The following is a 24,136-nucleotide window of genomic DNA, read 5'->3' as shown; positions in this document are numbered from 1 at the left end:
TATCCAACAAATTATTTTAAAGTGGTCGTTGGAAATTTGATTATTACTTTGATTTTAAAGACGGTAATGGCTTCTGGTTCGCCAGTCCTTAGTATTGCGCCGTCAACCCAATTTAAAGCCACGCAGGGAACTGTAAAAGGCTTCGGCCTTAAGGCGAGAGAAAAGAGAATGAGTTGACCAACTTATATTGCCGTTCGGATGGCGGTCCGTTGACCTCCAACTGTACCGTGACATTGCGGCGATCAGTTTGAAGCTGACTGCAGCTCCTTGGCGGTACAATGTCCGAAACTCGGGACTGGGGCGGTAAAACCTGTTACAAGCCAGGCTACCAGTAATCCCATGGTCTTTCCCCTCGCTGGCAACAGCGAGGGGATTTTCGTTGTTCCGCAAGTCCGATGCGTTTGTGGCTACGCATGGATCTTTTTCTGCTCAGGTTTGTTGCCAGCTCGAATGCGTAAGCCTGATGAAAAGTTATCCGGCTAAGTTCAATGGCGAATGACGCGGATCGAAGCCCGCCTTCGCACTATTATCCATCGCAATCTCAGGCTTGAGTTCTAAAGACTGCTGTTGCCGGGGTGGTCCCGAAAAGAAATCTTGTCGTGTCCGTTTAATCGTCAAGGGCGGCAACAACGCGTGGCAGCAGATCCTTGACATCTTGTTCTTTCCAGTCCGGATCTTTCAGGCGTAGCGGAGCCCGCGTTTTTCGTTTCAGAGCCTTTCCCGTCCGCATTTCATAAGCGAGCGAAGGTATATCGCGCAGGGCATCGCAAGGGCTCGTTTCTTCGCCGAAAAGGGTAACGTCAAATCCGTCCGGGTCCTTGAGGACGTCCTCAAAAACGTTTCTTCCCTGGAGAATGAGCCAGCATCTGAACCCTTCGAAATCATCATCGGAGCAGCCGCCGCGCAAAAGAACGGCGAGAGACCAGACGTCATCGCGGTAAGCGCGCGCGTCCAACTCATGGAACAATTCGTCAAATGTCTTGATCGCCTTTGCCTCGAAGCTCGCAAGTCTGTCGGTTGCCGCCTCAATCTGGTCGAGTGCTCCGCTTTCGCCCGGAGCTCCGATGATTTCCCAGAAGATATCAACGTCCATGTCGCGCGGATCCGGTTTTCCCTTTCGGAGGCGCCGTTGTTCCTGCTCGATTTCTGCCCGATCAGCAGCAAGACGTCCAAGTTGCGCTGACGTTGCGCCCGCGCGCAGGAAAAAGTCGTGCACTTCGTCCATCATCGTGAGAACTTCGGCCTTGCGGTGTGCGATCCCGTTGATCATTTTCTCAAATGACTTTTGCTGCTGCTTTTCGCTTACGGACCAGTTTGGCGACTTCTTGAACCCACGATTGCGCTCATCGATCAAAGCCCAGAAAGACGGTTTTTCCAATGCCAGGTAGTAGCGGCAGATGCGAATGACACGCTGCCCTTGCCCGGCGCGCAGCAGGCGTTCCAAAACATCGTGAATGAGATCGTTCCCGTTCGGGTCCCACTGGTGAACCGTGTTCGTATAACGGGCTTCGATCTCGTCATAGAGGCCACGCGCAAAATAGGCATCCTCAAGGGCAATGGCCGCCGGTTCGAAGCAGGCGCTAGATCTGTCCCACTCCAGATAGAGGCGGCCTTCACGGTGTAGGTCCGCAATGTGGTCCCTCAGCCGTTCGAAGTCCTTCGACAGATCGTCATAGCGCGGCTGGAACGCCTCAGTCTCCGTAATCGAGATCTCGTCATGCATCTATAAAGCATCTTTGTCTTGTGAGCCTGGCGACAGGAGAATGAGGTCAGGAGGTGAAAAATTCGGGAAACAGATTGTTAGAATTTGCTTAGATGAGCGCGGGTCATCGGAGGACATCACGTCAGCCTGGCTCTGAACCCTTGCCGATAATCCGCGGGGGACACATTCATCAGTCTCAGGAAAGTACGGCGCATGCGCTCTTCGTCATTGAAGCCGGTGCGGACGGCGACCTGCTTAACGGACAAATCCGTTGTTTCCAGCAACTCTTTGGCCGCGTCCGTTCGAATGGCCTCAACGGCTTTGGCCGGTGTCAGACCGGTCTGCCTGGTGTATTGCCGCGCAAAGTTGCGGGCGCTCATATTTGCCTGTTCTGCCAGAGCTTCAACCCGAAGGTCTTTTTCAATATTCTCCGCTATCCACTGGTGCAGGGTCTCGAACCGGCCTCCCACGTCGCGTACCTGGCGTCCGAGGACAGGGCTGAATTGCGATTGTCCGCCGGCACGGGCCATATGGGTCACCATTGACTGTGCCATTTGCAGCGCGGAGCGGCGCCCAAGATCAGCCGCCACAATTGCCAACGCCATATCGATGCCGGCAGTAATGCCTGCGGACGTCCAGATGTTTCCGTCCTTGATGAAAATGGGGTCAACTTCAACCTGAACGCCCGGATACTCGTCTTCCAGCGTCTTGCAGTCTTCCCAGTGCGTGACCGCTCTGCGTCCGTCCAGGAGACCGGCGGCGGCAAGAACAAGCGCTCCGGAGCAGACTGAGCAGACCCTTTGAGCATTTCCCGCAAGGCGTCTGATGTTTTCCAGCAACAGGTTGTTGTACATCGCTGTGTTGGCTCCCGCGCCCCCCACGACAACGAGTGTGTGGATCTCTCGGTCCAAATGCCATGTGACCGGCTCGCTCGGAATGGTGACGACCGTGTTGGTGTCGATCGCGCCGCCATCGACTGAAGTCACCGCGCAAGAATACCCGTTCCGGCCCGTCTCAGGATCAAGAGCGTGGCTGAAAACCTGGAGCGGGCCGACAAGGTCAAGAAGCACAATGTCGGGATAGACTACAAAGACGACGCGCCTGGCACCGTCCTGCGGATTATGCGGTTTGGCAGTAAACGAGGTCATCTTGTCATTCATGCCATGGGCAAACCCGGTAGTCTATCCGCATGACAAAGGGAAAATGACGTGCTTCCGCTGAAGCCGAATTGCGGGTGTTGCGAAAAGGACCTTCCGCCGGATGTCATTGATGCGTGCATGTGCACGTTCGAATGCACGTTTTGTGCGGAACATAGCGAGAGCAGTTTCGACGCCCTTTGCCGCAATCGTGGAGGCAATCTTGTGATGTGTCCAACTCGTCCGGAAAGCTCCTGATCAAAAAACCGGCCTGCACAAAAAGACTCACAAAGGCCCATCCACAATGCGCTCAATTGCGCGCCTGATGCCCGGAGACCGTTATGCACGATCTGACCGAAATCTTGAATTGGCGCCGGCTCAGCGACAAGATTACATTGTCCGGGCAGCCGACAGAACAACAGCTTGCTGACATTAGCGAACTTGGTGTGACGCATGTCGTCAATCTCGGGCCGCACCACAACAAAGGAGCCCTGGACGACGAAGCCGGTACGGTTGCGAGCCTCGGGATGGAATATGTCTATATTCCCGTGGAGTTCGACAATCCGACAGACGAGGATTTCGCCAAGTTCTGTGAGGCGATCGAACGGCTTAAAGACACCAGGATCCATGTGCATTGCATTTACAATGCCCGGGTCAGCGCGTTTTTTTATCGTTACGCGAAAACCGGCCGCGGATTCTCAGAGTGCGAAACCTTCGCGCTGATGGAGGGTATCTGGAGACCCGGTGACGATTGGGCTGCGTTCATCGGAAGCGACGATGCCGTGCGGCAACCCAACCGTTATGCCGGAGAAGACTATTGAATTTGGCCCAAGATCGGGCGTCTTTGATGTTCGTTGAGCCATTGCGATCGAGGGCATCGCATGTTGGCCAGAGTCCAATTGGCCATGAGCCGCGATGTGAGCGGCCGCGTCACCGTGGCCTTCTTGCTTGTGACAATTCAGGGACAGGTATCGCTGCGACAGCAGCCTGATCATCCTGAGGGGATGAGTGCGACGGCCCGTCGATCTTGGCAAAGAACTGGATCACGATGTAGCAGCTCGACATCAGAGCGAAAATGATCAGGACATGGTCCACCTCGAACAGGTTGGTCAGGTGGCCATAGACTGCGGACCCCACGATCTGACCGACAGGCAACATGAAGAATAGCATCGCGACAATGCTCGGTGCGTGATCCGCTGAAATGCGCGCCGCCCAGATCAGATAGAGGGCGGTACCGGTCATGTAAAACACACCGAACATACCGGCAGCGAGCAAGCCGACCACTTCAGAGTGTTGTGCCATTGCCAGTAACAGTGTCGATGTGCCCAGCCCGACGAAGGAAATCGAGTGAACCTCACCCAGATCCAACCGGCTGATGAAGTCGCCGCAAAAACCACCGAGAAGGCCGGCGACGCCGAGGGCAATCCAGAACAGGCTGACCCCTGTGTTGTTCCAATCCGCGAGTCCGACGAGGCTGATGCCGCCGCCAGTCCATATCGCGGCACTGACGATCCCGAAAAGGAGCGCACTCGACACAGCTTGATGGAGCGCCGGCGACTTGACGATTTCCCGAATGTTGAACCTGTTGATCGGCGCTTTGGCGTGCCTTGGAACAGTGAAGCAGGCTGCGAGGGAAACGAGAACGGAAATCAATGCAAAAACGAAAAAGCACTCTCTCCAGCTGTCGGTAAAAAAGAGGGCGGTCGCGCTGGCGGCGACAATGCCGATTCCCGTTCCTGCGTTGATGATGCTGACTGCGCGATCACGGTAGCAGGCACATGAAACGGTTACCCCGGCAATCAGAGGCGGTATGGAGAGCCCGGAACTGATGCCGATCAACAATAACGAAACGGTTAGACCCGCTGATGTGGTCGCGCCGCTGACCATTGTCGCGCCGAGCGTACCGAAGACCATCGCGAGGGCGACGGTCATCCTTGGGCCGAAACGCTCGGTCAAATACGCCGCGGCGAGCAGCGCAATGCAAGTACCGGCGTAAACGCTGGAAGCCAGATGCGCCGTGTGCTGATGGTCGAGTTGGAATTCAAACTGGATCGTTGGCAGAAATTGTCCGAAGGCGAACCGCACCCCGTATGTCAAGGAAATCACGCATGCCCCGATCGCCACAAATACGTAGCTCTTCATATCAGGTTCCTTTTGGGCACTTTGGCCCTAAATATTTGAAAAAAAAGAATTCAGTATTCAAAAATCAGTATTTACCAGATTAGATAATGAAAATCGCGCGTTTTGCAAGTCTCAAGCAAATACATTCTGGCGCTCGCCAGCGACGAAAATGATAAAGAAGCGCCTCTTGTTGTTCTTTGGTGTTCGGTGGCACCAATCTCTTCGGAATGACGAATTCGAACGGTTCGCTTGAAGTTGCTTCTTTGTCATTCCTTGGTGCTCTCGGGAGCACTTATCCAAGGTCGCCATTCGGTGCGTATGGTCTTGGAGGCAATCTGTTCGAAAACAGGGTGGACAACTGGTCTGAAAAATCGGGCGGCCAGATCGCACCTGGCATCTGCGGAACGGAGACTGGAAACTGGATTAGGGTTGTGACCGTTTCAGCGGCTCCGATCCTGGCAGCGCTTCCACTCATGGCTGGCGGTCTAGCGGCCCCTCGGGGCCGCTTTTCATTTGCGCTGATGAAATGCAACACTATTGTCGGCAGTTCTTTTTCGACACCTGGCTGTTGAGCGCGAACGCCACAGCTCTGGTTTGAGCGCTTACTCAAACAAAGATGGCAGGAACAGTGAAAATGCCGGCACGTAGGTGATCAGCATCAAGGCCACGAACAGTGCCAGGTAGAAGGGCCAGATGGTCTTCAGGGCTTCTTCAATCCTGATCTTGCCGACCGCACACCCCACGAAGAGACACGTGCCGACAGGCGGTGTGCACAGTCCCAAGCCCAGGTTTACCAGCATCATGATGCCGAACTGGATCGGATCCATGCCGAGTTCGCGCGCAAGCGGGAGAAAGATAGGGGTGCAGATCAGGATCAGTGCAGCCATGTCCATGATCATGCCGAGCACCAGAAGGACGGCGTTGATCATGAGAAGAATGAGGATCGGATTGTCCGTGATGCCCTGAAGCAGATCGGCTGTCATGCTGGGCACGCGATAGAAGGTGAGCATATAGGCAAAGGCACCGGCGCAGGCGATCAGGATCATGACCATCGACGTCGTGCGCACCGATTGGGTGACCGCGAGCTTGAATTTCTCCCAAGTGAGACTGCGATAGACAAGAAGCGTGACCAGGAAGGCGTACATGGCGCCGAAGGCACCGGATTCGGTCACCGTAAAGACACCCGACAGGACGCCGCCGACAATAATGACTGCGGTTAGCAAGCCGGGAAGGGCGCCTGCGAAATTCAGTGCAAGCATTGCAAAGCCGGGAAATTTCTCAGCGCTGTAACCACGCCTGACCGCGACCAGATAGGCCGTGACCGCAAGGCAGATGCACATGAGTACACCCGGAACGACGCCGGCAAGAAACAGTTTGGAGATCGAAACAGCGCCGCCGGTTGCCAAAGCGAAGATGATCATGTTGTGGCTGGGCGGAATGATGATGCCGGCGATTGATGAAGTCACTGTCACATTCACCGCATAATCGGCGTCGTACCCCTTGTCTTTCATGACCGGGACGAGGATTGAACCCAATGCGGAAATGTCCGCGATCGCGGAACCAGAGATTCCTCCAAAGAGCATGGACGAAGACACGTTCACGACCCCAAGACCGCCGCGTACCGCACCGACAGCAGATTGCGCGAAGCGCACGAGCCGCATGGCGATGCCGCCGTGAAACATCAGTTCTCCCGCGAAGATGAAGAAGGGGATCGCCATCAGTGAAAAGACGTTTATGCCGGAGACGATGCGCTGAAAACCGATCAGGAGGGGCAAGCCCTCGTACCAGAATGCTGCCAGAGCCGCGATCCCAAGCGCGAAGGCTACAGGCGTACCTATGACGACACACAGGGCGAACACCCCGAGAAGCAACGCGAGTCCCATTTTTTATCCTTATTCTATGTTGTCTTCGCGTCGATCACGGCCGAGCGCCAGGCGGATCAGATGGCCCGCCGAAAAAAGAAAAATCAGAACGCCGCAAATCGTCAGCGGCAAAGAGCGCAGTCCTTCGGACCACTGAATGAGCGGGATCAGTGTTTTCCATTTGAAGATGGTCAGTTCCGTTCCGTACCACAACATCATGGCGCCGAAGACCGCCATGAGGATATCGGAGACGACGACAAAAAGCGTTCTGAGCCAGGAGGGTACAAGGTTTCGGAACAAGACGACCGACAAATGCGTGTTCTGGTTCACTCCGACTGCAGCCCCCAGAAACGTGATGACCATGATCAGCAGAAACGACACCTGCTCGACCCAGGTCGGTGTGTCATTCAGAACGTACCTGCCGAAAACCAGCCAGGCGAAAATCGTGGTCATGACCACAAGCGCCGTGCCAGCCAAAACCATGCAGGTTTTCGAAATCAGAGCGAACGCCTGATCCATCCGTTTCACAAACAAAGGCGGTGAGGACGTGTCGCGCATGGGAACCCTCTGTGCTGAAAGCCGCCCGGCGTCCTGGGCAGGAGCCGGGCGGACCTTTTCTTTTCAGATAGTGGCTGTCACTCGGTCGATTTCGCGAGGTCGACGAGGGTTTTCATATCCGGATTGGCGGCAAGGTATTCTTCGTATACCGAAGCCATCGCATCTTGGAACGGTCCCTTGTCAGCGATCTCATTGACAACAATCCCGGCCGCTTCAACATCCTTGCGCGCCTGGTCCGACTGGACGGCCCAGAGTTCACGCTGGAACAAGGCAGCCTCTTCTGCTGCTCCTCTCACCGCGGCCTGCATTTCCGGAGACAAAGCTTCGAACTTGGCCGTGTTCACGCAGATGCATTCCGGGATGATCAGGTGCTCGCTCAGGGAGTAGTTGGTCGTCACTTCAAAGTGGCCGACGTTCTTGAATGAAGGGAAGTTGTTTTCCGCGCCGTCGACAACTCCGGTCTTCAATGCCTGCTGAACTTCCGAAAACGCCATGGGGGAGGGGTTGCCACCCATCGCCGAGATCATGGCGGTGTAAAGGTCGTTGTTCATGACCCGGATCTTCAGGCCTTCAACGTCTGCCGGCGTGTTGATCGGCTTCTGACTGTAGAACGAGCGTGCTCCGGCATCGATCCATGCCAGCGGAGTAAGCCCGGCTTCGGCCATTCCCTGGGCAACGATGTCGCCCGCTTCACCTTCCAGGACCCGGAACATGTGCGGGACACTTTTGAAGATGAACGGCAGTGAGACGAGGTTGGCCTCCTTCACAATCGGGCCGATCGGACCAAGGTTGAAGTTGCCGAGCTCGATTGCGCCGATGCGGACTTGTTCCAGCGCGTCCGGCTGGGATCCTAGAACGCCTCCGTGGAAGACTTCGACGGTCAGTTCACCGCCGGTGGCGTCAGCGACCAGCTCTGCAAACTTGTCCATCGCAGCAGTGTTCGGATGACCGTCGTGATGGATGTTCCATGCGCGCCACTCTTCGGCAGCGGCCGCGCCACCCAGAACGGATAATGCGGTCACGGCACCTACGAATGCCGTTAAGATCTTTTTGTACATGATATCCTCCTCGTTACATGATTACCGGTGCTGCACGATGCTTCATGCGGGCATACCGGATTTGGGCCGCGCATTTTTTTGCGCGAACTCTGTCTCCCCGCCGCGCTGTGCCGAGCCGGAGAATTGCGTTTCTGGTGTCCTCCCTCTCACCCCTTCGATGTCCGCGGCGTATCTCTGTCCGGCGGCAGGGTGAGCATCGTTTCCAATGCGATGGCTTCACGATATGCAATTTACAAATTATTACAAGTGAAATTTCAAATGGACAAATTTTTTGAGAAATTTCTTTGTTTTCTGCGGGTGAGAGTAGCGCTTTTTCAAATTGTAAGGCGTGTCGCAGGAGTGATGCTTTACAAATATTGTGAGCCGATCCGCGAGTGTTCACCGGCAAGAAGGCCGGTGAACATGCGTCTGGTTCCGTCAGGAGAACAGCAGTCCACCATTGATGTCGATACAAGCGCCCGTGATGTAGGCGGCGTCATCGGATGCCAGGAAAACAGCAAGATTTGCCACCTCTTCCGACGTTCCTTCCCGTTTTAGGGGGGTGATGTTCGCGACATGCTGGCGAACTTCGGGCTTTGTAAATGTGTTGTGAAAGTCCGTGTCGATCATGCCGGGGCAAAGCGCGTTCACGCGAATGCCGGGTGCGAGCTCTTTCGCCATTCCGCGCGTCATGGTCATGACAGCGCCTTTCGACATCGCATAGGCCATTGCCCCCGGACCGCCTCCATCACGCCCCGCCTGGGATGCCATGTTCACGATTGCGGAGCCTGGCTTGAGATGAGGCAGCGATGCCTGGACCAGGAGGAATGCTGACGTGGTGTTCAGGTCGAACACGTTTTGCCAGTGCTCCGGCGTGATCTCGGCAATGGTTTTTCTGGCAACAAGCCCGCCGGCGATCGGCATGACAATGTCCAGTCGTCCAAAGTCTTCCACCGTCCTGGCAACCAGGGCGTCGACGTCCGCTTTTCGCGTCATGTCGCCTTTCATGGCGAAGGCCTGGCCTCCTGCGGTGCGGATTTCCTCAACAGCACTGTCAGCGCCTGCCGCGCTGCTATGGTAGTTGATGCCAACGCTTGCGCCTGCCTTTGCCAGCGCCATGACGCAGGCGCGTCCGATGTCCCGGCCCCCGCCCGTTACGATTGCCGCTTTTCCTTCCAGTTTCATTTGCGATGTCTCCTTTAAGTCTGATCAATTTGTTTTGAGTGCCTGAAGCCTTGTGTCGTCTCTCAAGGGCGAGCGACGATCCGGTCGCGCTTCCGCTCAATGTGTCGTCCCGTCGCGTCGCGCGTTGCCTGGCGCGCCTTTCGGATCTCTGCGCAATTGCCATGGGTTTTACAAATCGGCACATATGAGATCTGAACTGCGTCATGTTTATCCGCGGTTCTGAGAGCTTGGGTTCTCTCCTGCCCTGTCAAATGCTGGTTTTCGGCCAGACGGACCGTTGCCAAATCCGGTCGAAAGGCAAGCAAAACAGCGAAAGTCTATTTATGAATAACCTTACCCAGATACGCTGTCCGTCGCCTGATTGGTTTGAGTTTGGCGGCTGATCTCGATGCAATCCTTCGGAATTTGTGATGACCAATTCCGAATAGCTCATCAGTGCTCGAGAGATCAATACAAATTTTACAAATAAGTTACAAAAGTGATGAATTGCTAAAATTTAACCCGTAAACCGGAGTTTTTTGATCAAACCTGTGCGGAATGTGGCCGTTTAGTTCCATCCTGTTGCCGGGTGCCTTTAAGTGCAATTCAAGAAGATTTCTGAAATTTTCCAAATAAATCAATATTTAAGAAATGCCGAGTGCCGTGAGGAAGGATCGCGAGAATTCGGGTGATCCAGAAATTTACAAATAATTGACAAGTTTGGCCGGTGCAGATAATTTCCGTTCGAACACGGCAACACGCATCAATCAATAACGGCGGAACCCTTCTCATGAACGAGCTTGTCGACATCACCGAGTTAAAGCTGATGCAGGTAAGCACGGCGACGCTCACGACGGTTCTGTTCAAGCGTGGCCTTCGAAATATCTTTCTGCAAGGTGTTCACCGTTTGCGCCCGGGTCCGAACATGGTCGGTGTCGCCTACACACTACGCTATATTCCGGCGCGGGAAGACTTGGACAAACTTGCATCGTTCGCGGACCGCAACAATGCGCAGCGAAAAGGGGTTGAAGAGTGTCCGCCCGGCGCCGTCTTTGTGATCGATGCGCGCGGCGATGCCTCGGCGGCGTCGGCAGGATGTATTCTTGCGGCGCGCTTACAGGCGCGGGGGTGCAGGGGGATCGTCACGGATGGCGGGTTTCGCGATACGCCCGAAATCGCCAGCCTGGAAATGCCAAGCTATCATGCCCGCCCGAGTGCCCCGACCAACCTGACCAAACATCACGCCGTCGCGATCAATGATCCGATTGCCTGTGGCGGGGTTTCGGTTTTCCCCGGAGACATTATCGTCGGCGACAACGAAGGAGTTGTTTGCATACCGCAACATATGGCAAATGAAGTAGCGGAAGAAGCTACAGAAATGACGGTCTTTGAAGACTTCGTGATGGAAATGGTAAAGCAGGGCGCTTCGACATTCGGGCTCTATCCCCCGACCGATCCGTCGACTATGGACAGGTTTAACGCGTGGCGGCAGGAAAAAGGCAGATAAACGAGCCCTCGATGACCGAACGGCAGGTCCGCGACCGGACCTTGTCGGACAAGGTGTATGAAAGCATCCTTGCAAAAATCATGGACGGGGACATACCCATCGGCGGGAAGCTGCCCACTGAGCAGGTCCTTTCGCAGGAGTTTGGTGTGTCGCGGCCCATATTGCGTCAGGCTCTCAAGCAGTTGCGTGAGGACGACGTGGTCGTGTCGAGACAAGGTTCCGGGTCTTACGTGAAGCGACGGCCCGAGGGAGCCGTTCTCGATTTCGCACCTGTCGGATCGATTGCCGATATCCAGCGCACGTTTGAGTTCCGGGCCGCTGTCGAAGGTGAGGCTGCCTATCTTGCTGCGGAGCGGCGTACGGATGCCGATCTCAAACAGCTTCAGGACACGCTTGTAGAGCTGGACCGGTGTATCAGCCAGAGCGAACTTGGCGTTGTCGCCGACGAGGATTTTCATGTCGCGGTTTGCAACGCGTCGGACAACAAGTATTTCGTTGCTGCAAGGTCGTCGATGAAATCCAATATCCTGACCGGGATGAACCTGACCAGAAACCTCTCGCTTACAAAGCCCGAGGATCGGATGCGGCTCGTGCAGGCAGAGCATTACACAATCTATGACGCGATCGAGGCTCGAGACCGTGAAACGGCCCGTAAGGCCATGCGGGCACATGTCGAGAACGCTCGCAAACGTATCTTTGAAGGCTGAAAATAGCGAAGGCGACGGTCGGCTCTTGAAGAAGAGCCGAGGCTTCTGAACTGCTGATGTCGAAGGTTATTTGACCTTTTTAACGCCTTCCAGAATAAGCGTCGTGGCGACCTGCGCGTAGTCTTCGCGTGAGATCGGGCCACCTTCCTTGAACCACATGTAGACCCAGTTCATCATCCCGAACAAAGACATGGTCACAGGCATCAGCAAAGGCCGGTCCGGGTTGTCGAGTTCCGGGTGAATGTCTTTCAGCACGGTGGAAAAGTGCCGGACGATGCGGCGTTCAATGGCGATGATCTCGGATTTCTGTTCATCGGAAAGCGCCGGGCCGGCGTTGAGCTGGACCTTGTGCTGATCATCCGCACCGCGATAGCTGTCGAGTACCGTCTCGACAAGTTTGCGAAGCCGCTTTTCCGGGGGAAGGGTCGGGTCGTCCGACCTTTCGAGCGCCTCATCCAGGATCGCCAAATGCGACTGGATGATCGCAAAGATGAGCACGCCCTTGGACGGATAATAGTGGTAAAGCAGCGACTTGGAGACACCTGCTTCTTGGGCGATTTGCGACATGGAGGCTTTTTCCATGCCCTGGGTTGCAAAGACATTGGCTGCCGTCAGCAGGAGGCCGTGCTGCTTTTCCTCAAAATCACTGGCGCGTGTTCTCGCCATGCGTATCCAACTCCGTATTGCGGATGACGGGATGGCTGACGTTTCTAGCCCGATCGATTGCGATTGACCAGTCGATCCGTCAATTACCGGTGGATCACCTTGGCCAGCTAATTTGTCAGCGATTTCAGTCCAGGACTTCCTCCAGCATCCTTAGTTCTAAAAAGGTTTCCTACCGGCCAAGGCGGGTGCGAACTGGAACCTTCCCTGGCACCCAAAATTACAGGACTAGTCCTTTGGGCGGTTGTCGACGACGCGCTGTGCCTTGCCTTGCGAACGCGCGACGCCCTCCGGCTCGTGAACGTCAACCTTCGCGGATATCCCGATGGTCGACTTGATGTGATGGGCAAGCTCGCCCGCCGAAGCTTCGCGGGCATCGCGGCTGCTGGCGGCAGGGGTCGCCTCTGCATGTACAATCATCGCGTCCATGCGGCCACTGCGCACAAGTTCGATCTGGAAGTGCGCGCTGAGCCCGTCGCATTTCAGGATCTGCTCTTCGATCTGGGTCGGAAAGACATTAACGCCGCGCAAAATGATCATGTCATCGCTGCGTCCGGTAATCTTTTCGATCCGCCGCATGGAGCGCGCGGTGCCGGGAAGAATACGGGTGAGATCACGCGTCCTGTAGCGAACCATCGGCAGACCTTCCTTGGTCAGCGTGGTGAAGACCAGCTCACCCATCTCACCATCAGGCAGGACGGCTTCGGTCACCGGATCGATGATCTCGGGATAGAAGTGATCCTCCCAGACATGGAGCCCGTCTTTCGTCTCCACGCACTCCTGAGCGACGCCAGGGCCCATGATTTCAGACAGGCCGTAGATGTCGACCGCATGCATGTCGAAGGCGTCTTCGATTTCCTCGCGCATTGCATTGGTCCAGGGTTCTGCGCCAAAAATCCCGACTTTCAGGGAACTCTGACGCGGATCGAGCCCGCGGCGGCGATATTCGTCCAGGATCGACAGCATGTAGGATGGCGTTACCATGATGATGTCCGGTCGGAAGTCCTCAATCAGGGTGACCTGACGCTCTGTCATGCCTCCGGAAATGGGGACAACGGTGCAGCCGAGCCGTTCGGCGCCGTAATGCGCCCCAAGCCCACCGGTGAAAAGGCCGTAGCCGTAGGCATTGTGCAGGATGTTGCCTTTTCGCCCGCCCGCGGCGCGGATCGAGCGTGCAATCAGGTCCGACCAGTTGGAAATGTCGTTTGCCGTGTAGCCGACGACAGTCGGTTTGCCGGTCGTGCCGGAGGACCCGTGGATGCGAACGAGCTCTTCGCGCGGGGTCGCGAACATGCCGAACGGATAGGTGTCGCGCAGATCCTGTTTCACCGTGAACGGGAATTTCGCAAGATCGGCGAGCGCCTTGAAGTCGTCCGGATGCGCACCGTGTTGGTCGAACTGTTTCCTGAAGAAAGGCGAATTCTCGTATGCGTGTGACAGCGTCCAGGTGAGCCGTTTTTGCTGCAGCTCCGAGATCTCGTCGCGGCTTGCGATTTCGATCGGTTCAAGACTGTCACGGCCGGGTGTCAGGTCGATCATTGAATGTCCTCCCAATGCGCCGAACGCGCATATTGTGCTTATTCGGATAAAAACGTTCGATTGATGGTACGCGAGTGTCCGCGAAACTCCGTAATCACGGTCCCGTCCTCCCGCGTCAGCGTTACGTCGTATATGCCGGACCGGCCCTGCCTCGAAACCTCGCGGGCTTCTGCCGTCAAGATGTCCCCAAGGGTTCCCGGTGCGACATAGGTGATTGTGCAGTGCTGCGCGACGGTTACCTGGTTGTAGGTATTGCAGGCAAAAGCAAAGGCGCTGTCAGCAAGGGTGAACAGATATCCGCCATGCATGTTGCCGTGGCCGTTTGTCATCTGCCTGGTGACCTCCATCCGAATCGACGCCTTGCCCGGGGCGACATGAAGAACCTCCATACCGAGTGCCTGGGACGCGTGGTCGCCGTCCCACATGATTTGCGCACAGGCTTCGGCAAGCTCCTGCGGGGTCATTTCGGAAACACTTTTCATGTCAGTTGCCTTTAAAGACAGCTGGGCGTTTTTCAAGGAACGCGGTGACACCTTCCGCATAGTCGTCCGTGAAGCCTGCTTCCCGCTGACAATCCCGTTCCATATCAAGGTGGGCGTCCAGATTCTGCGTTGGTGCGGCCTGGATCAGCCGCTTCGTTAGCCCGAGCCCAATGGTCGGGCCTTTTGCCAGGCGGGTCGCAACGGCCGAGCTTTCCTCCATCAGAACATCGTCCTCGACGGTCTTCCAGATCAGGCCCCACGCTTCGGCCTGTTCTGCCGGTAGCGGTTCTGCCAGCAACGCGAGCGCCTTGGCGCGCGGTTCGCCGAGAATGCGTGCCAACGACCAGCTGCCCCCGGCATCGGGAATGAGGCCGATTTTGGAAAAGGCCTGGATGAATTTTGCCGAACGGGCGGCGAATACGATGTCGCAGGCAAAGGCGATATTCGCGCCCGCACCGGCGGCAACGCCGTTGACGGCGCAGACGATCGGCTTTTCCAGTTTGCGCATCAAACGAAGCGTGGGATTGTAGAACGTGTCCAGCGTATGTCCGAGGTCCGGTTTTTCCTCGCTCTTGCGCGGATCGCGGTCCCCCAGATCCTGCCCCGCGCAAAAGCCGCGGCCGGCACCAGTCAAAAGAACGGCACGAATTGCTGCATCTTCATGCGCACGTTCCATGGCGCTCCGCAGTGCGATATGCATATCTTCGTTGAAGGAATTCAGTTTTTCAGGCCGATTGAGCGTGAGTTTCAGCACACCTTCTTCGAGGCTTGTGATCACGGTTTGGTTTTTTGTCATGCCTGTCTCCCAGACCCCGCTTTCGAGATGGATCGCCAAACAGTTCTTGCATAAACCGTCCGGTCGGTCAATTATAAGTGCTGTGCCTTGTTTTGTAAGTCCGTTCCCGGGAGGACAGATGACGCAGCTCTTCGATCGAAATCGTGCCCTGCTGGACGGAGCACTGCAAGCGATGAAAACACGCGCCTTCTGGACACCGTTTCCGGAAGTGCCATCGGGCAGGTTTTATGGCGAAACCGCTCGCCAGGACGGCGAGGTGGCATTCTCAGATCTCCTTGGCAAGTCATTCGAACTGAACGGCCATCCCTGCGAATACCACGTCGGCAAGGAACAATCGCCCTGGGACCTGGATCTTGACGTAACCTATCCGGCGGCTCCGGTTGAAACCCTGATTGCCGCATCACAAAGTGCTTTTGACGATTGGTCAGAAACCAGCGTTGAGATGCGCGTGGGCGTTCTCCTGGAAACGCTTGTCCGGCTTAACAAGATGAGTTTCCTCATTGGCCACGCTACGGTCCATACCACCGGGCAGGGATTTCCGATGGCGTTCCAGGCCGGTGGGCCGCACGCGCAGGACCGTGGGCTGGAAGCGGTTGCGGCCGCCTATGCGGAACTTACGGCGACTGTAGATCGCGCAACCTGGGAAAAGCCACAAGGACGGATAGAGCCCATCGTTCTTGAAAAGCAGTGGTCGCTTGTTCCACGCGGGATCGCGTTGGCAATCGGGTGCAACACATTTCCCTGCTGGAACGCGTATCCCGGCCTTTTCGCCAGCCTTGCGACCGGAAACACCGTCATCGTGAAGCCGCATCCGATGGCAATCCTTCCGCTTGCCATCACCGTCAGGGTGTTGCGGCAGGTGCTGGAAGAGGAAGGGCTGCCGGCGGATACTGTTCTGCTTGCTGCAGATGAGCCCGAAGCGCAAGTGAGCAAAGACCTTGTGCAAGCGCCGGAAATCAAACTCATCGATTACACAGGGTCATCTCATTTTGGGAACTGGATCCGCTCCCATGCCGGCGATGCGCTTGTCTTTACAGAGGAAACAGGCGTCAATTCGGTGGTCATTACAGGCACAGACGACTTTCCTGGTATGTGCGCCAATCTTGCGTTTTCGCTGGCACTTTACTCAGGGCAGATGTGCACATCGCCGCAAAATATCTATGTGCCGGAAAGCGGCATCGTGACGAATGAGGGGCATAAATCATTCGACGATGTGTTTGCCGGGATTGCAGATGCGATTGATGAGCTGCTTGCCGATCCGAAGCAGGCGCCCGGCATATGCGGGACTATTGTCAATCCGGCAACGATGGATCGGCTCCATCGTGCGCGTTCGGTGGGCCGGGTCTTGCGCGATAGCGGGGAAACCGGCATTGGACGCTCGGCAACACCACTGATCGTCGCCGTCGGTGAGGAAGATATGCTTCATAAGGATGAATGCTTCGGTCCAGTCGTGTTTGGCATCGCAACCAGGACGCCAGAGGCCGCGATTGATCAGGCAGCCGGCCTTGCGAAGGAAAAAGGCGCCATCACCGCTGCGCTTTATGCCAGGGACCCGGGACTGATCGACACCGCCGCGAAGGCTTTTTGCCATGCAGGTGTGAACCTTTCGGTCAATCTGACCGGGAATATTTATGTCAATCAATCGGCAGCCTTTTCGGACTTTCACGTGACCGGCGCAAATCCTGCCGGAAACGCCAGCCTGACCGACACGGCTTTTGTTGCACCACGCTTCCGGCGTGTGATGGTTCGCTGGCCAAAAGCCTTGGACAACCAATCTGTTTCTGCGCGGGGTTAATCATCATGTCAGCTGATCCGGCCTGAATGTCATGAAAAGGACACCTCGGGTCTAAGAAGCCGATTGCGGTATTGCATCGATCAAGCACTGACTGCGGTGCACCGCCGGGCGATGTCGCGCTTTACCCGGAGGCGCAGGTATGTCTAATCTTCAAAGGGTCAGTCCTTGCAGCAAACGGGTGGGTCGTATGGGACCTGATAACGTAAAGCTTGCGAAATCACCGCTGGTGCATGCGCACACGCGCCTGCAGTCGGTTGACGAAATGACGTGCGATATCCGCAAGGTGTGCGGTCATTTCGAGTTGGAGCCGACCGAGCATTCCAGCGGGCACATCAAGGGCGATGTGTCGACAATCAGCGTCTCCCGTTTTGAAACAGCCATCGTTTCCCTCAACGCCAAAAGGGTCCTGCGGGACAAGCGCATGATCAAGCGGGATCCGGGTGAAAATCTATTCCTGCTGATCCAGGACAAGGGCAACTGCTGGATCCACCAGAACGAGACCTCGGTTCAGCTGACACCTGGCGATATGTATCTCGTCGACAGCGCGCACAGTTCGGAGTTCGTTTATAACGGCGCAGATGCACGGCAGGTGTCTATCCATCTGCCGCGCGCGGAAATGATGCACCGGTTCGGCAAGATCTGCACCGGCGGCATTGCGATTGATCGCACGGACCCCTTGTTCGTGGCCATGCGGGCCGTGCTGACGAAGATCTTTTCCGACGATATCAGCGTTGCACCTCATCACGGTGAAGCCTTTCTCAGCATCCTCGGAGCGTACTTCAGAAGCGTCGAGCACCAGGACGCGCTCAAGGACCGGACTTCCAGCGGTGTTCTTTCGCGCGCGCTTTGCCTGATTGACCGGCACGCAATGGATGCCGACTTTGGTCCGCAGAGACTGGCCGAATTGCTGCAGGTTTCGCCGCGCACGCTGCAAAGACAATTCGGCCTTCTTGGTGAGACGGTCGGAAAACGGCTTCTGGCCGTTCGACTTGAAACCGCGCGTGCGCGCCTCAATGCAGGGGATGACGGGGCTGGGCGCAACACGATCGCGGCGGTCGCCTACGAAAGCGGCTTCAATGATCTCTCCTATTTCTACCGCTCATTTCGCGAACGATTTGGCGTGCCGCCAGGCGATGTGCGGAAGAAAGTGTCGCTCTGATCCAAAGCCTGTGGCGTCCTCGCCCAAGATTACATGTGCTCCTGAGGTATCGTTTGGTGTGAGGGAACCGGTCCGCTTGACCGCCAGCAGAAACACGAACACGGAGGACGGTTTGTGGTTCGGCGCATCTAAAGCGTTTTGCGATCCGGGTTCGGGCTCAAGAAAAGAGAAACCGGAGAGGGTTCATGAAAATCACCAAGATCCTGGCTTCGACCGCGCTCATGAGCGGCATTGCCGCGACCGCGCTGGCGCATCCACTGGACGGTTTGACGTCCGAGGAATTCCAGAAAATCAACCAGATCATGAAAGACAGCGGCACAGCGACGGAAGACACGCTCTACCCGCTGATAGAGTTGAAGGAACCGCTCAAGGCGGATGTTCTTGCCTGGCAGGAAGGCGATGCGCTCGACCGCAAGGCGATGGTTCAGTTCACGACAGCCGACGGATTCAGCGAAGCCGTTGTGAACATAACGCAAGGGACAGTGGAAAGCAGTTCCGCCATTCCCGATTCTGGTCAGCCGATGATCCTCTTTGCAGAATTCATGACGGCGCTGGAGGGTGGCCTGACCCATCCCGATATGATCGCCGGGCTAGAGGCGCGTGGCTTGAAACCTGAAGACGCCTTCTGTCTGCCGCTCACCGCAGGTAATTTCTTTACGCCGGAATTCGAGAACTCCCGGCTGATGAAAATCCCCTGCTACCAGAACCCGACCGGGTCCAACTTCTATGCCAAGCCGATTGAAGGTCTCTTCTCACTGTTTGATGTCGGCAAGAAGGAAGTCATTGAGGTCATCGACACTGGCGTCGTGCCGATACCGCAGGATCCCTGGGGCTATACCGAAGAGGAGATCGCTGAAAGGGTGCCGCTGCGGCCCGAAACGAACCGGGTTCTCCTGAAACAGGAAGGTGGACCGAATTACAAGATCGACGGCAGCCATGTGGAATGGGACATCTGGCGCTTCAACTACCGCATCGACAAGCGTCCAGGACTTGTCATTTCAAACCTTGACGCCAACGACCAGGGCACCTGGCGGTCCGTGATCTATCAGATGCACCTTTCGGAGGTTTTCGTTCCCTACATGGACCCAACGGAAGGCTGGTACTGGCGGACGTATATGGACAGCGGCGAATACGGCTTCGGTCTCTTTCTGACGCCACTCAGGGCCGGCATCGATTGTCCGGAATACGCGACCTTCCTGCCGGCGCTGATTACGGACGACAACGGAAGCCCGCTGGAAATTCCGGATGCGATCTGCATTTTCGAGCGCAACATCGGCGACCCGGCATGGCGTCACTTCGAGATTTTCGCGCAAGGGCCGGACCAGTTCACACCGACGGAAGGGCGCCCGGAAACGGAACTGGTCGTTCGCACCGCGTCCGAGGTCGGCAACTACGATTACCTGATCGACTACCGGCTGAAACAGGACGGACAGATTTTCATCAAGATCGGGGCGACAGGACTGGATGCCGTCAAGGGGGTTGCGTCTACGTCGATGAATGATGCAACGGCAGCAGAAGACACAAAATACGGCACCTTGATTGCGCCAAATCTCGTTGCCGCCAACCACGACCACTATTTCAACTTCCGGATCGATTTCGACATCGATCAGCCGGTCAACCACATGGGAACGATGGAAATCGTCCCGGCGGAAGTCGATCCCGACCATCCACGCAAGTCGATGTGGACCTGGAAGCACGAGATGCCCGACAGCGAGCTCGATGCGCGGTATCGCTTCAGCGCTTCAAAACCGAAACACGTCCATATTTCGAACCCGGCGCGTGAAGGTTATCTCGGACAGACGCCTGGATGGATGATCCACCACGGCTCAGTCGCCTATGGGCCGTTCGACTTCGAAAACGATCCGCCGTTCAAGCGCAATGCCTATATCGAATATTCCGCCTGGACGACCGTTCATGATCCTGAGCAGCGGTATGCAGGCGGCAAATACGCGATGCAGAGCGATGGGACGGACACGCTGGCCGAATGGGTGAAGGAAGACAAGCCGCTCATGGGTCAGGATGTTGTGTCCTGGTTCACCGCCGGGTTTCATCACATTCCGCGCATGGAAGACTGGCCGGTGATGTCGACCGAATGGAAGACGGTTCACATCATGCCGTTCAACTTCTTCGCCCATAACCCGGCCATGACGCTTCGAAAATGAACCGAATGGCCGGGGGGTGAAGCAACGCCCCGGTCAAAATACGCCGATCCGACTGAGGGTCTGCAGTCTTATATGCGCGAAACCAGCGTCGACAGGAATGCGCCGCTGGTTTCGTCAAGCTTCTCCGTTCCCCAAATGGCGGAGAGAGTTGGTTCGGAAATCGAAAAGTAGCTGATGGAACCGATCAGCTGATACATCGCGGCGGTCCGTTCAGCCTCCGTCCGGTATCGCCATTTGGGCAAGTCTTCCAGCAAAGAAGTGCTTTTGGCCAGAAAGTTTTTCAGGTACCACTTTCGGCTCAACTCGACGCGTTCCAGATTGTCCAGGAGCTCCCGGGTGATCAGCCGCCCATCATAAGGCGCTTCGCGGGTGTGTTCCAGGAGATGTGCGAGAAAGGTCTTCAGCTTTTTCTCCGCGCTCAGATCCTGCTGAATGACATCGTTGACCAGAGCGTCAAACCTGGCTGCGACATCTTCCAGCGCCGCGCCGTACAGAGCTTCCTTTGTTTTGAAATGATAGAGGATCGACTGTTTCGTCAGCCCCAATTCACCTGACACATCTGCCAGCGAAGTTCCATAAAACCCTCGCTCTGAAAAGAGTCGCAACGCCGTTTCGATGAATTTCTGCTTCGGTGAATCGATTCGTCCGGTCATGCGACCAGTCTACCATCTGATTGACGACTTACCATTCGTCAAGTAAAACTTACCGATTGGTAAGTATGAGATGCTCGCGGAGGCGAAAATGGATCGCGCACAGGAAATCGCTTTGCTTGAAGAGTTGATTGGTTTGAACGAGAACGGCCTCTTCTTTCTGGATGACGCCGTGCAATTCTCGCTTACCGACCGATACGTATCTGAGGACCGTTTTGATCGCGAAATGTCATCCGTGTTCCGCAGGTCACCTCTCATTGCTGCCCATGCCAGCGAGCTTCCGGAAAGAGGCAGCTATCTGACGCGTCAGATCAGCGGCTTGCCTGTTCTGCTCACACGCGAAAAAGACGGAACGGTGAATGCATTCTTGAATGTCTGCCGCCACCGCGGGGCGCGGCTCGTTGCCGAAGACAGAGGATGCAAACATGCCTTCAGTTGCCCCTATCATGCGTGGACCTGGGACAGTTCCGGAAGTCTGCGCGGCATACCGCATGAAAAACAGGGATTTCCCGATCTGGACCGATCTGCCTATGCATTGAAGCGCTTGCCGGTGACCGAGCGGCTCGGGCTTATCTGGATCGTTGCCGATCCCAGGGCACAGTCAAATTTCGACACGTTTCTCGAACCGGTGAAGAAGGATTTCGCCTGGCTTGGTATGGCTGGTCTCGGAATTGCCGCATGTGATCAGAAGGTTTTGAGCGCTAACTGGAAACTCCTGTTGGAAGGAGGGCTGGAAGCCTACCATTTCAAAGTTACGCACAAGGAGACGATAGGACCGCATTTCCTCGATAGTCTTTCCAGCTACCAGATGCTCGGGCCGCACATAAGATCGGTCTTGCCACGCGCGACAGCGACTGCGCGCGATCCCCGGGGAGGAGACAGCTGGTCGATCCAGGACCATGCAAATGTGCTCTACACCGTTTTTCCCTTGAACCAGTTTCTTGCGATGCAGGACCACGTCGCCTGGATCAGCCTCAACCCGCTTGCGGCGGACAGAACCGAGGCGCGGATCGTAACCCTCGCACCCAGGGAAACCATCGATGAAAATCGGATGGACCATTGGCGTCGCAATCACAGAATCACCTTGAACACACTTTCTGAAGATTTTGCAGTCAACGAGGCGGCGCAGGACGGGATGGCAAGCGGTGCCAATGAGTTTCTGACTTTCGGCAGATATGAAGGCGCATTGCACCGGTTTAACGCAGAGGTCGAGCGCCGTCTTTGAAAAGAAAAGACTTTTGATTTGACCCATTTCAAGGCTGCCGAAAGCCTTCCTGCGGAAATCGCATACCTAAAATTATGCGTTGGTATGACTTTTGTTTCGATAACTTGAGAGGTCGCCGATCGAGAACAATGAATGACTTCTACGTACAATCCCGTAGGCAATTTTTCTTAAATTTTTGGAATTTATACTTTTGGTTGCGTTGTTTTTGTTTTTTGGCGCAGTAAAAGCGTTTGCCCTACGTGTTCAGCGGTAGCCTGGATCAATATTTCTTTTACTTTCCCATGCGTTAATCTTATCAGAATCTAAATTCCGTTCTCAAAGGAGGGCAAGGCGTTGTTGTTCCGTAGTTCAGCGAATGCCGTCATCAATGCGTTTAGCCGGTCCCAGGCGATGATCGAATTCACGCCGGACGGGCATATTCTCGATGCAAATGCGAATTTTCTCGGCGCCATGGGCTACACCCTTGAAGAAATCAAAGGTCAGCACCATCGCCTGTTCGTCGATCCTGAATATGGCGACAGCAAAGACTACAGCGACTTCTGGCAAGACCTCGCAAGAGGCGAGTTCAAGGCCGAAGAGTTCCTGAGGTTTGACAAGAGCGGCAACGAAGTCTGGATCCAGGCGTCCTACAATCCGGTGGTGAACGCGGCCGGGAAGGTCGTTAAGGTGGTCAAGATTGCCTCTGACATCACCGAGCAAAAGCGACGCAATGCGGATTTCGAAGGTCAGATCGATGCGCTCAACCGTTCTCAGGCGGTTATCCATTTCGAACTGGACGGAACGATCATAGACGCCAACGAAAACTTCCTCGGGGCCATGGGCTACTCGATTGATGAGATCCGGGGACAGCATCACAGGATGTTTGTTGAGTACGACTACGGCCAATCCAGCCAATATCAGCAATTCTGGGAAGAGCTCGGTCGTGGAGAATTCAAGGCTGACGAATTCAAGCGCGTCGCCAAGGGCGGGCGCGAGATCTGGATCCAGGCCACATACAACCCGATCATGGATGCGTCGGGACGCCCGTTCAAGGTCGTGAAATTCGCCAGCGACATCACGGAGCAGGTCCAGGAACGCCACCGCCGGAGCCAGGTGCAGGAAACCATTGATACCGAGCTTGCCGAAATGGCGCAGTCCATTTCAAAAACGGTGCATCAGGCCAGCGAATCCGCTTCCGCTTCCGAACAGACATCGTCGAGCGTGCAGACAGTTGCCGCCGCGTCCGAAGAACTCGTTGCCTCGATCCAGGAGATCAGTCGTCAGGTTCAGGTCGCGCTTGAGGTGTCCAACAATGCGCAAGGTGAAGCAGAGCGATCGAGCGAGATTATGTCTGGTCTATCGGAAGATGCCAAGACGATCGGTTCCGTCATCGAACTGATCGATGGTATTGCCGACCAGACCAATCTTCTGGCTCTCAATGCGACGATCGAGGCTGCGCGCGCCGGTGAGGCCGGCAAAGGCTTTGCGGTTGTGGCCTCGGAAGTCAAAAGCCTGGCCTCCCAGACCAGCAAGGCGACAGAAGAAATCTCGACACAGGTCAGTTCCGTTCAGGAAACGACTGAACGGGCAGTTGACGCAATCTCATCCATCATGGATGTGATCAAGAACATCGCGGAAATCGCGACCAGTATCTCGACCGCCGTTGAGGAACAGACTGCGGTGACCAACGATATTTCATCAAACATGCAAGCGGCTGCACAGGGTGTGGATTTGATCAACTCAAATCTGAAGACGATCTCCTCCTCTGCGTCGCAGTTGGAAGGCGTCACGGACAACGTCAGGCAGGCATCCCGTTCTCTGATGTAAATCTGGTCGCCCGTCAGGTCGTTTCAGACTTATTGAAACAGGCGTCTTTTCGTGTCTTTGCGATA

21 protein-coding genes and 1 pseudogene are annotated in these 24,136 nt (G+C 55.8%); 10 read left to right on the top strand and 12 right to left on the bottom strand.

Annotation, left to right across the window (positions count from 1 at the left end; all coding sequences use genetic code 11):
• Nucleotides 1–607 precede the first annotated feature (607 nt).
• Together ABVF61_RS08390 and ABVF61_RS08385 are read right to left on the bottom strand one after the other, a co-directional pair.
• Complete coding sequence (locus ABVF61_RS08390) at nt 608–1,723, bottom strand: DUF4240 domain-containing protein (RefSeq protein ID WP_353993060.1); 1,116 nt, start codon at nt 1,721–1,723, stop codon at nt 608–610.
• Between the two features lie 116 nt (nt 1,724–1,839).
• The gene (locus ABVF61_RS08385) at nt 1,840–2,850 is read right to left on the bottom strand and encodes a GlxA family transcriptional regulator (RefSeq protein ID WP_353993059.1); all 1,011 of its coding nucleotides are present in this window, start codon (nt 2,848–2,850) and stop codon (nt 1,840–1,842) included.
• A 60-nt stretch (nt 2,851–2,910) separates the two neighbouring features.
• On the opposite strand from ABVF61_RS08385, the pseudogene ABVF61_RS08380 reads away from it, so the two are divergent.
• Both ABVF61_RS08380 and ABVF61_RS08375 read left to right on the top strand, forming a co-directional pair.
• Nucleotides 2,911–3,164: pseudogene (locus ABVF61_RS08380) on the top strand (DUF1272 domain-containing protein).
• 15 nt (nt 3,165–3,179) lie between these two features.
• Entirely contained in the window at nt 3,180–3,659 is a 480-nt protein-coding gene (locus tag ABVF61_RS08375; RefSeq protein ID WP_353993057.1) for a protein tyrosine phosphatase family protein, read from the top strand.
• Between the two features lie 109 nt (nt 3,660–3,768).
• Here ABVF61_RS08375 and ABVF61_RS08370 read toward each other — a convergent pair whose 3' ends face one another.
• Nucleotides 3,769–4,980 (bottom strand): MFS transporter, encoded by a 1,212-nt coding sequence (locus tag ABVF61_RS08370; protein WP_353993056.1) that lies wholly within the window; start codon nt 4,978–4,980, stop codon nt 3,769–3,771.
• Nucleotides 4,981–5,186: 206 nt separating this feature from the next.
• Here ABVF61_RS08370 and ABVF61_RS08365 point away from each other — a divergent pair, with 206 nt between their 5' ends.
• Nucleotides 5,187–5,531, top strand: a complete 345-nt coding sequence (locus ABVF61_RS08365; RefSeq protein ID WP_353993055.1) for a hypothetical protein — start codon at nt 5,187–5,189, stop codon at nt 5,529–5,531.
• Between the two features lie 30 nt (nt 5,532–5,561).
• Here the strand turns inward: ABVF61_RS08365 and ABVF61_RS08360 are convergent, their stop codons facing one another.
• The 4 genes from ABVF61_RS08360 to ABVF61_RS08345 form a co-directional block, all read right to left on the bottom strand.
• Nucleotides 5,562–6,842: a TRAP transporter large permease gene (locus ABVF61_RS08360; RefSeq protein ID WP_353993054.1), complete on the bottom strand. Its 1,281-nt coding sequence runs from the start codon at nt 6,840–6,842 to the stop codon at nt 5,562–5,564.
• A gap of 9 nt (nt 6,843–6,851) precedes the next feature.
• The gene (locus ABVF61_RS08355) at nt 6,852–7,379 is read right to left on the bottom strand and encodes a TRAP transporter small permease (RefSeq protein ID WP_353993053.1); all 528 of its coding nucleotides are present in this window, start codon (nt 7,377–7,379) and stop codon (nt 6,852–6,854) included.
• 77 nt (nt 7,380–7,456) lie between these two features.
• On the bottom strand, nt 7,457–8,437 hold the full coding sequence (locus ABVF61_RS08350; RefSeq protein ID WP_353993052.1) for a TRAP transporter substrate-binding protein: 981 nt from the start codon (nt 8,435–8,437) through the stop codon (nt 7,457–7,459).
• Between the two features lie 417 nt (nt 8,438–8,854).
• Complete coding sequence (locus ABVF61_RS08345) at nt 8,855–9,601, bottom strand: SDR family NAD(P)-dependent oxidoreductase (RefSeq protein ID WP_353993051.1); 747 nt, start codon at nt 9,599–9,601, stop codon at nt 8,855–8,857.
• Between the two features lie 769 nt (nt 9,602–10,370).
• Here ABVF61_RS08345 and ABVF61_RS08340 point away from each other — a divergent pair.
• Together ABVF61_RS08340 and ABVF61_RS08335 are read left to right on the top strand one after the other, a co-directional pair.
• Nucleotides 10,371–11,087 carry a ribonuclease activity regulator RraA gene (locus ABVF61_RS08340; protein WP_353993050.1) on the top strand — a complete coding sequence of 239 codons (717 nt, stop codon included), beginning with the start codon at nt 10,371–10,373 and terminating at the stop codon, nt 11,085–11,087.
• Nucleotides 11,088–11,098: 11 nt separating this feature from the next.
• Nucleotides 11,099–11,794, top strand: a complete 696-nt coding sequence (locus ABVF61_RS08335) for a FadR/GntR family transcriptional regulator (protein WP_353993049.1) — start codon at nt 11,099–11,101, stop codon at nt 11,792–11,794.
• A 66-nt stretch (nt 11,795–11,860) separates the two neighbouring features.
• On the opposite strand, the gene ABVF61_RS08330 is transcribed toward ABVF61_RS08335, so the two are convergent.
• From ABVF61_RS08330 to paaG, 4 genes are all read right to left on the bottom strand, one after another.
• Nucleotides 11,861–12,460 (bottom strand): TetR-type transcription factor C-terminal domain-containing protein, encoded by a 600-nt coding sequence (locus ABVF61_RS08330; RefSeq protein ID WP_353993048.1) that lies wholly within the window; start codon nt 12,458–12,460, stop codon nt 11,861–11,863.
• Nucleotides 12,461–12,685: 225 nt separating this feature from the next.
• A complete protein-coding gene (gene paaK, locus ABVF61_RS08325) occupies nt 12,686–13,996 on the bottom strand; it encodes a phenylacetate--CoA ligase PaaK (protein ID WP_353993047.1) in 1,311 nt (436 codons plus the stop codon).
• Between the two features lie 38 nt (nt 13,997–14,034).
• Nucleotides 14,035–14,478: a hydroxyphenylacetyl-CoA thioesterase PaaI gene (paaI, locus tag ABVF61_RS08320; RefSeq protein ID WP_353993046.1), complete on the bottom strand. Its 444-nt coding sequence runs from the start codon at nt 14,476–14,478 to the stop codon at nt 14,035–14,037.
• 1 nt (nt 14,479) lies between these two features.
• Nucleotides 14,480–15,274, bottom strand: a complete 795-nt coding sequence (paaG, locus tag ABVF61_RS08315) for a 2-(1,2-epoxy-1,2-dihydrophenyl)acetyl-CoA isomerase PaaG (protein WP_353993045.1) — start codon at nt 15,272–15,274, stop codon at nt 14,480–14,482.
• 118 nt (nt 15,275–15,392) lie between these two features.
• Between paaG and paaN the strand changes: the two genes are divergently transcribed.
• From paaN to ABVF61_RS08300, 3 genes are all read left to right on the top strand, one after another.
• Nucleotides 15,393–17,069, top strand: coding sequence for a phenylacetic acid degradation protein PaaN (paaN, locus tag ABVF61_RS08310; RefSeq protein WP_353993044.1), 1,677 nt, complete (start codon nt 15,393–15,395; stop codon nt 17,067–17,069).
• 187 nt (nt 17,070–17,256) lie between these two features.
• Entirely contained in the window at nt 17,257–18,228 is a 972-nt protein-coding gene (locus ABVF61_RS08305; protein WP_353993043.1) for a helix-turn-helix domain-containing protein, read from the top strand.
• A gap of 185 nt (nt 18,229–18,413) precedes the next feature.
• The gene (locus ABVF61_RS08300; RefSeq protein ID WP_353993042.1) at nt 18,414–20,390 is read left to right on the top strand and encodes a copper amine oxidase; all 1,977 of its coding nucleotides are present in this window, start codon (nt 18,414–18,416) and stop codon (nt 20,388–20,390) included.
• Between the two features lie 68 nt (nt 20,391–20,458).
• On the opposite strand, the gene ABVF61_RS08295 is transcribed toward ABVF61_RS08300, so the two are convergent.
• Nucleotides 20,459–21,043: a TetR/AcrR family transcriptional regulator gene (locus tag ABVF61_RS08295; RefSeq protein WP_353993041.1), complete on the bottom strand. Its 585-nt coding sequence runs from the start codon at nt 21,041–21,043 to the stop codon at nt 20,459–20,461.
• 88 nt (nt 21,044–21,131) lie between these two features.
• Here ABVF61_RS08295 and ABVF61_RS08290 point away from each other — a divergent pair, with 88 nt between their 5' ends.
• Both ABVF61_RS08290 and ABVF61_RS08285 read left to right on the top strand, forming a co-directional pair.
• Nucleotides 21,132–22,265, top strand: coding sequence for an aromatic ring-hydroxylating oxygenase subunit alpha (locus tag ABVF61_RS08290; protein ID WP_353993040.1), 1,134 nt, complete (start codon nt 21,132–21,134; stop codon nt 22,263–22,265).
• 336 nt (nt 22,266–22,601) lie between these two features.
• Nucleotides 22,602–24,071 carry a methyl-accepting chemotaxis protein gene (locus ABVF61_RS08285; RefSeq protein ID WP_353993039.1) on the top strand — a complete coding sequence of 490 codons (1,470 nt, stop codon included), beginning with the start codon at nt 22,602–22,604 and terminating at the stop codon, nt 24,069–24,071.
• Nucleotides 24,072–24,136 lie beyond the last annotated feature (65 nt).

This window comes from Roseibium sp. HPY-6, from assembly GCF_040530035.1.
Taxonomy (GTDB): domain Bacteria; phylum Pseudomonadota; class Alphaproteobacteria; order Rhizobiales; family Stappiaceae; genus Roseibium.
This window is presented reverse-complemented; position numbering and strand designations above follow the sequence as displayed.

Bases quoted from the DNA above. Each gene is read 5' to 3' on its own strand.
- ABVF61_RS08385 (WP_353993059.1), bottom strand. From the start codon at position 2,850: ATGACCTCGTTTACTGCCAAACCGCATAATCCGCAGGACGGTGCCAGG.
- ABVF61_RS08360 (WP_353993054.1), bottom strand. From the start codon at position 6,842: ATGGGACTCGCGTTGCTTCTCGGGGTGTTCGCCCTGTGTGTCGTCATA.
- ABVF61_RS08375 (WP_353993057.1), top strand. From the start codon at position 3,180: ATGCACGATCTGACCGAAATCTTGAATTGGCGCCGGCTCAGCGACAAG.
- ABVF61_RS08365 (WP_353993055.1), top strand. From the start codon at position 5,187: ATGACGAATTCGAACGGTTCGCTTGAAGTTGCTTCTTTGTCATTCCTT.
- ABVF61_RS08305 (WP_353993043.1), top strand. From the start codon at position 17,257: ATGGGACCTGATAACGTAAAGCTTGCGAAATCACCGCTGGTGCATGCG.
- ABVF61_RS08290 (WP_353993040.1), top strand. From the start codon at position 21,132: ATGGATCGCGCACAGGAAATCGCTTTGCTTGAAGAGTTGATTGGTTTG.
- ABVF61_RS08355 (WP_353993053.1), bottom strand. From the start codon at position 7,379: ATGCGCGACACGTCCTCACCGCCTTTGTTTGTGAAACGGATGGATCAG.
- ABVF61_RS08370 (WP_353993056.1), bottom strand. From the start codon at position 4,980: ATGAAGAGCTACGTATTTGTGGCGATCGGGGCATGCGTGATTTCCTTG.
- ABVF61_RS08300 (WP_353993042.1), top strand. From the start codon at position 18,414: ATGAAAATCACCAAGATCCTGGCTTCGACCGCGCTCATGAGCGGCATT.
- ABVF61_RS08335 (WP_353993049.1), top strand. From the start codon at position 11,099: ATGACCGAACGGCAGGTCCGCGACCGGACCTTGTCGGACAAGGTGTAT.
- paaN (WP_353993044.1), top strand. From the start codon at position 15,393: ATGACGCAGCTCTTCGATCGAAATCGTGCCCTGCTGGACGGAGCACTG.
- ABVF61_RS08295 (WP_353993041.1), bottom strand. From the start codon at position 21,043: ATGACCGGACGAATCGATTCACCGAAGCAGAAATTCATCGAAACGGCG.
- paaG (WP_353993045.1), bottom strand. From the start codon at position 15,274: ATGACAAAAAACCAAACCGTGATCACAAGCCTCGAAGAAGGTGTGCTG.
- ABVF61_RS08390 (WP_353993060.1), bottom strand. From the start codon at position 1,723: ATGCATGACGAGATCTCGATTACGGAGACTGAGGCGTTCCAGCCGCGC.
- ABVF61_RS08340 (WP_353993050.1), top strand. From the start codon at position 10,371: ATGAACGAGCTTGTCGACATCACCGAGTTAAAGCTGATGCAGGTAAGC.
- paaK (WP_353993047.1), bottom strand. From the start codon at position 13,996: ATGATCGACCTGACACCCGGCCGTGACAGTCTTGAACCGATCGAAATC.
- ABVF61_RS08345 (WP_353993051.1), bottom strand. From the start codon at position 9,601: ATGAAACTGGAAGGAAAAGCGGCAATCGTAACGGGCGGGGGCCGGGAC.
- paaI (WP_353993046.1), bottom strand. From the start codon at position 14,478: ATGAAAAGTGTTTCCGAAATGACCCCGCAGGAGCTTGCCGAAGCCTGT.
- ABVF61_RS08330 (WP_353993048.1), bottom strand. From the start codon at position 12,460: ATGGCGAGAACACGCGCCAGTGATTTTGAGGAAAAGCAGCACGGCCTC.
- ABVF61_RS08350 (WP_353993052.1), bottom strand. From the start codon at position 8,437: ATGTACAAAAAGATCTTAACGGCATTCGTAGGTGCCGTGACCGCATTA.